Source organism: uncultured Nitrospira sp. (genome assembly GCA_902500695.1).
GTDB lineage: Bacteria > Nitrospirota > Nitrospiria > Nitrospirales > UBA8639 > Nitrospira_E.
The window spans coordinates 94699-100374 of record CABVRQ010000004.1 but is presented as its reverse complement, the minus strand read 5'-3'; the positions used below and the strand labels follow the sequence as shown (position 1 = coordinate 100374).

Here is a 5676-nt window from a genome sequence, read left to right as displayed (position 1 = left end):
AGTGCGGTGGCGCTGGTGGTGTCCACGGGGCCGGCGGTTCCGAATGTCGTGGGGATAACGGAGGCCGCAGCGAAAACTGCGATTACCCGCGCAGGATTGACGGTTGGGACGGTGAACTCGACCAATAGTCAGAGCGTTCCCATTGGGAGAGTAATTAGTCAAGCTCCTGCGCCAGGAACCAAGGTGGCGGCGGGTAGTGCGGTGAACCTGGTCGTTTCCCTTGGAGCCGCAGTGCCGAATGTGGTTGGCTTGCAGCAGGCCGCGGCGCAAAGTGCAATTACCGGTGCGCGTTTGACGGTTGGGACGGTGACGACAGCTAATAGTGCAACCGTGGAGATTGGTGCGGTCATCAGTCAAACTCCGACAGCGGGAGACAATGTGGCACCGGGCAGTGCCGTGGAGCTGGTGGTATCGTTAGGGGCTCAGGTGCCCAATGTTGTTGGTCTGACGCAGATCAATGCTCAAAAGGCTTTGACCACGTCGGGCCTGACAGTGGGGACGGTAACGACAGCCATTAGTGCCACGGTGCCGCTTGGGGAGGTCATTGGGCAAAATCCAGGAGCAGGGACCAATGTGGCTCCGGCCAGCGGGGTAGCTCTGGTTATTTCGTCAGGGCCGCCGGTTTTTCTTATGGGGGTCCAAAATGATCCCAAGACCGGTCCGCTCGTGAATAGTCTCTACCGCCTTCGCACAGATGGGGTGGTGACCAGAATCGGAAATTTGACGCACCGCACCCATGGCTTGGCCTATGTCGGGACCACGTTGTATTCCGTCGAGGAACTGTCTCTTTCTCCGCGGCCCGGGACTTCGCCGAATTTGTATCGGCTGAATCCGGAGAGCGGGGCCTCTTTAGCCAAGATCCCCCTGTCGTTATCGACGGGCGAATCGGTAGAGGGTGGGCGAGGGTTGGCCACGGAGCCTGGGACTAATCTGTTGTGGGGGTTGCTCGTGGTAACGTCCGAAGTGAACAGCACCCGCCGGTTAGTCACAATTAACACGACGACGGGGGTGGCTACCCAAAAGGCGAAACTGTTTGGAAACTTTATGGACTTGGCTTTCGATGCAGCCGGGACGCTTTATGCAATCACCGACAACCGACCTGCGCCAGGGGGGTCGAAGGTGTTTCCGGCGCGGATGTATACGGTGAATAAGTCGACAGGGGCGGCGACGGAATTTCTGGATGTCTCGGCCGGCGCCGTGGCGGGACAACCAAATTTTAGGGAAAGCGAAACGATTGGGATGGGGCCTTCATCTGACCTATTGTATCATCTCTCCGGTCAGCATAAAGTAACCTCAGGGTTTTCCAAGAATATCCTGTTTGAAACGATTCATCGGACGACGAAAGCGAGAACAGCGATGGTGCTCACAGGCCCTGATTTTTTTGTGACGACAGCCTTGACCCTGGTGCCACCGACAAGTCCTCCGGCCTTGGGAGATCTTGATGCGTCGGGAACGGCCGATCTGATCTGGCGCAACCAGAATGATGGGAGCACCGCGATCTGGTTGATGAACGGAACGACGATCGCTGCCTCCGGCTTTCCAGGCGGGGTGCCAAAGGTCTGGAAGATCGCGGGAGTGGGGGATGTGAATGGCGATGGCAAGGCGGATGTCATCTGGCGAAATGGTATGAGTGGCACGGTAGCGATATGGCAGATGAACGGGGTGTCCGTGACGACCGTGGGGTTTCCCGGAAGCTCGTCGAAGGCTTTTGAGATTGCCGGCGTGGGCGATGTCAATGGTGATGGCAAAGCCGACCTGGTCTGGCGGAATATCACTGATGGCAGCACCGCGATCTGGTTGATGAACGGGACCGCTATTGCTGCATCCGGTTTTCCGGGCGGAGTGCCTTTGGCCTGGCAAATCGGGGGTGTGGGCGATGTGAATGGAGATGGGAATGCCGATGTCATTTGGCGCAATGGAATCACTGGGGGAGTGGCTATATGGTTGATGAACGGGTTGTCAGCCACGGCAGTAGGCTTTGTTGGAGTTGCCCCAACCGCTTTTGAAATTGCAGGGGTTGGCGATATGAACGGCGATGGCAAGGCGGATCTGGTCTGGCGCAATCAGAGTGATGGCAGTACCGCGATCTGGTTGATGAACGGGGCCGCCATCACCACGGCAGGCTTTCCAGGCGGAGTGCCCGTAGCCTGGCAAATTTCTCAGGTCGGCGATGTGAACGGGGATGGCAATGCCGATGTCATCTGGCGCAATGACAAGAGTGCCTTAGTGGCCGTCTGGCTGATGAACGGGTTAGCAATTTCGACCGTGGGTTTCCCGGGTTCCGCTCCCTCCGATTGGGAAATTCAGTAGTGTGGATATCCCGAGCTGAACGGTTTTCCAGCCCCATAGAGATAGAACCTGTAAATTTTCACATGTTGCATTTTAGACCACATTCTATTTCTCTCTTGCTCATGATCAGGTATCTTTCGGCCACTTAGTTTATTACACGACCGGACTCCCCATTAATGTGATGAAGGTTCAGCACCAGACAGAGTTGAATCCAACCAACCAGAGGTTGCAAAGGTGTCACAAGTTGATCTTTTTGCGGTTGGTAGTTTTCGTAAGCCTTGTTTTCCTCACCTTTATTTTCCCAGCGACAGCAAGAGCCGTAGAAGTTCCTAATTTTATCGGGATCCCACAGGCTACGGCAGAGTCAGATATTACGAGCCTTGGTCTCACCGTGGGAGTTGTGACGGCGGCCATTAGTGGTGGGGTGCCCATTGGCAACGTCATTAGTCACGATCCAGCGGCCGGGATCAATGTGGTATCGGGTAGTCAGGTGGACCTCGTGATTTCCGGAGTGGGGGTGCCGAGTGTGGTGGGGTTGGCACAGGCCGCGGCCCAAAGCGCTATTACAGATGCGGGTCTCTCGGTGGGTCCTGTGACGGCAGCCAATAATGCCACGGTGCCTATTGGGAACGTCATCAGTCAGAATCCGGCGGCGGGGACAAATGTGTTTCAGGGTGATGCGGTGGCCTTTGTGGTGTCGCTGGGTATCGAGGTGCCGAATGTCGTGGGGATGCCCCAAGGCACGGCGCAAACGGCGATCACCGGTGTCGGCCTCTCGGTGGGGACAGTGACGTCAGCTAATAGTGCCACGGTGCCCATTGGGAACGTCATCAGTCAAAATCCCCTCGCAGGAACCAACGTGGAAGCGGGTAGTGCTGTTGCCTTGCTAGTTTCAGTTGGGGCGGCAGTGCCAAATGTGGTGGGCTTAGCGCAGTTAGCGGCTCAATCGGCCATTACGAATGCGGGTCTCACAGTGGGGACGGTGACGTCAGCTAATAGTGCCACTGTACCTATTGGGAACGTCATCAGTCAGAATCCGGTGTCGGGGGGCGGCAATGTGGAGCCTGGCAGTCCCGTGGCCTTCGTGGTGTCGCTAGGCACCGCCGTGCCGAATGTGGTGGGGTTGGCGCAGGCGGCGGCCCAGACGGCAATCACTAATGTCGGTTTGACGGTTGGCACCGTGACGCAGGCAGGAAGTGCCACAGTGCCTGCGGGAGATGTCATCAGTCAGAATCCAGGGGGCGGGAACAATGTGGAGCCAGGGAGTACTGTGGCTTTGGTGGTCTCCCTGGGTCCTGCGGTGCCGAATGTGGTCGGCTTAATGCAGGCGGCGGCACAAACGGCGATAACCTCGGCCGGTCTGACGGTGGGATCGGTGACCTCGACCAATAGTCAGACGGTGGCCATTGGGAACGTCATCAGTCAAACTCCTGTCGCAGGGACGAATGTGGCGCCCGGCACTGCGGTAAATCTGGTGACTTCCCTGGGCACCGCAGTCCCGAATGTCGTGGGGTTGGCGCAGGCGGCGGCCCAGACGGCAATCACTAATGTCGGTTTGATCGTGGGCACCGTGACGCAGGCAGGAAGTGCGACGGTGCCTGCGGGAGATGTCATCAGTCAGAATCCAGGGGGCGGGAACAATGTGGAGCCAGGGAGTACTGTGGCTTTGGTGGTCTCCCTGGGGCCCGTGGTGCCGAATGTGGTCGGCTTAACGCAGGCGGCGGCGCAAACGGCGATAACCTCGGCCGGTTTAACGGTGGGCACCGTGACGACTGCCACGAGTGTTACGGTGCCCATTGGGAACGTCATCAGTCAAACTCCCGCATCAGGAACCAGTGTGACGGCGGGTAGTGTGGTGAACCTGGTCGTCTCCCTTGGAGCCGCCGTGCCGAATGTCGTGGGGTTGGCGCAGGCAGCGGCCCAGACCGCGATTACCACGGCAGGCTTGACGGTGGGGACGGTGACGACCGCCACGAGTGCTACGGTGGCCATTGGTGCCGTCATCAGTCAAAATCCGATAGCCGGCGTTAATGTGACGACGGGCAGTGCGGTGAACCTGGTGGTATCGTTAGGGGCTCAGGTGCCAAATGTTGTGGGCTTAACGCAGGGCATCGCTCAAACGGCTTTGACCACTGCGGGTCTGATAGTGGGGACCGTGACCCCAGTTTTTAGCGACACGGTACTCCTCGGAAATGTGATCAGTCAAAATCCCACTGCGGGGACGAATGTAGCGCCGGGCAGTGTGGTGGCTCTTGAGGTTTCCTCCGGACCGCCGAATTTTCTCATGGGGGTGCAAAATGATCCCCGTACCGGACCGCTTGTAAATAGTCTCTACCGCCTTCGCACCGATGGGATCGTAACCAAAATTACTGATCTGACGCACCGTACGCATGGCTTGGCCTTTGTCGGATCTATGTTGTATTCCGTCGAAGAGCTGACGCTTGCGCAACAGCCTGGAACCCCGCCGAAAATATATCGGCTCAATCCCGATACCGGTGCCACGCTGGGCACGATCTCCCTGTCGTTGTCGACGGGTGAATCCTTAGAAGGGGGCCGAGGGCTTGCCACGGAGCCTGGGACCAATCAGCTGTGGGGGTTGCTCGTGGTGACGTCCGAAGTGAACAGTGCCCGCAGGTTGGTGACCATTAATCCCCTGACGGGTCTGGCGACCCAAAAGGCTAAAATGTTTGGAAACTTTATGGACCTGGCCTTTGATTCGGCCGGGACGCTCTATGCGATCACGGATAACCGACAGGTATCCGGTGGGGCCGTGGCGCCGGCCAGAATTTATACGGTGAATAAGACGACGGGGGCCACGACGGAATTCCTGGATGTCTCGGCGGGCGCGGTGGCGGGGCAACCGAATTTTCGAGAAAGTGAAACGATTGGGGTAGGGACTTCATCGGACCTGCTATTTCATCTTTCCGGGCAGCATAAGGTGACCTCAGGATTTACAAAGAACATACTGTTTGAAACGATCAATCTAAACAATAAAGCCAGAACCGAGATAGCGCTCACGGGCCCGGACTTTTTTGTGACGACGGCCTTGACCTTGGTGCCACCCATGAGTCCGGGTCGTTCAGTCTTGGGAGATCTGGATGCGTCCGGTACGACCGACCTGGTTTGGCGGAATACGTCTGATGGCAGTACGGCGATCTGGTTGATGAACGGACCTATAATTGCCTCCTCCGGCTTTCCAGGCGGGGTGCCGCTGGCTTGGCAGATCTCGGGCGTGGGGGATGTGAACGGCGATGGCAAGGCGGATGTCATCTGGCGGAATGCCACCGGCACGGTGGCCGTGTGGTTGATGAACGGGGTGTCGGTGACGTCCTTGGGCTTTCCCGGTAGTGCTTCAACAGCTTTTGAGATTGCCGGCGTGGGCGATGT

At 57.8% G+C, this 5676-nt stretch carries 2 protein-coding genes; both read left to right on the top strand.

What is annotated here, in order from left to right:
- On the top strand, window positions 1-2310 hold a 2310-nt coding region (locus AAH187_RS01925), incomplete at its 5' end, for a PASTA domain-containing protein (protein WP_342346736.1).
- A 232-nt stretch (window positions 2311-2542) separates the two neighbouring features.
- A partial coding sequence (locus tag AAH187_RS01920; RefSeq protein WP_342346735.1) for a PASTA domain-containing protein occupies window positions 2543-5676 on the top strand: 3134 nt, incomplete at its 3' end.